This window comes from Achromobacter sp. 01N37, assembly GCF_056399725.1.
Map to the genome: position 1 here is coordinate 1 of NZ_JBFTRX010000041.1, position 1,673 is coordinate 1,673.

Annotated in this window: 1 protein-coding gene; it reads left to right on the forward strand. The window is 60.7% G+C overall.

The genetic code is table 11. The features are described 5' to 3' along the window. A partial coding sequence (locus tag AC1DSJ_RS30100; protein WP_476760471.1) for a VCBS domain-containing protein occupies positions 1-1,673 on the forward strand: 1,673 nt, incomplete at both ends.

Consider the following 1,673-nt stretch of genomic DNA (forward strand, 5'->3'; position numbering starts at 1 on the left):
CTTTACCGAAACCTTCACCGTGACCGTCAACGACGGCAACGGCGGAATCGTCGACAAACAAGTCACGGTCACCATCAACGGCACGGACGACGGCGCGACCATCAATCCGGCTCAACCCGGCGATGACAAGGGTTCGGTCACCGAAGACGGTACGCTCACGACCGGCGGCAAGCTGGAAGTGACCGATCCGGATGCAGGCCAAGCTGAATTCAAGGAAGGCAACACGCCTGGCGATCATGGCACGTTCACCATTGGCAAGGATGGGACGTGGACCTACACCCTGAATAATGAAGATCCCAAGATCCAAGCCCTGGCCGTCGGCGAAAAACTGACCGAGACCTTCGTCGTCACGACAGCAGACGGCACCACCGGCCAGGTTGTTGTCACCATCAACGGCACCAACGACGCTCCCGTCATCGCGGGCGAAGCCGCCGGTTCCGTTACCGAAAGCACCTCGCTGAGCACCACCGGCCAGTTGACGCAAACCGACGTCGACACCTCCGATACGCACACTTGGTCCGTAGACAACAATGGCAAGGGCGAGTACGGGAACTTCTCGGTCGACAACTCCGGCAAGTGGACCTACAACCTGGATAGCACCAACCCCGACGTCAAGGCGTTGAAGGCTGGAGAAACTGCCACCGAAACCTTCACTGTCACGGTCGACGACGGCCACGGCGGCGTGACGCAGCAACAAGTCACGGTGACGATCAACGGCACCGACGACGGCGCCGTCATCACCCCCGCTCAACCGGGCGATGACAAGGGCACCGTTACAGAAGACGTGACGTCGTCTGTTGGCGGCAAGCTGGATGTCACTGATCCGGACGCGGGCGAAGCCGTGTTCCAAGTCCAAACGAATGCAGCCGGTCAGCACGGCATGTTCTCCATCGACGCCGATGGCAAGTGGAACTACACCCTGACCAATAACGACCCGGCTGTTCAAGGCTTGGGCGCTGGCAAGACGCTGACCGAGACCTTTACGGTCACGACGGCTGATGGCACCACCGGTCAGGTGGTTGTCACCATCGTTGGTACGAATGACGTCCCGGTGTTGACCGGCAAGGCTGACGGCGCGGTCACGGAAGACGGCACGCTCGTCGCCACCGGCAAGATCGACGTCGCTGACATCGACACGACCGATACGCACACCTGGACCGTCAACAATGATGGCAAGGGTACGTATGGCTCGTTCTCGGTCGATGGTTCGGGCAACTGGACCTACAACCTGGACAACGCCAACAAGGCGGTCCAAGGGCTGAAGTCCGGCGAGACCTTTACCGAAACGTTTACCGTGACCGTCAACGACGGCAACGGCGGAATCGTCGACAAACAAGTTACGGTCACCATCAACGGCACCGATGACGGCGCCGTCATCAACCCGGCTCAGCCGGGCGATGACAAGGGCTCGGTCACCGAAGACGGTACGCTTACGACCGGCGGCAAGCTGGAAGTCACCGATCCGGATGCCGGTCAAGCGGTCTTCCAAACGCAGACCAACGCAGCCGGTCAGCACGGCACCTTCTCCATCGACGCCGATGGCAAGTGGAACTACACCCTGACCAACAACGACCCGGCCGTTCAAGGCCTGGGCGCTGGCAAGACCCTGACGGAGACGTTCACCGTTACGACGGCGGATGGCACGACAGGTCAAGTGGTCGTCACGATCGTTG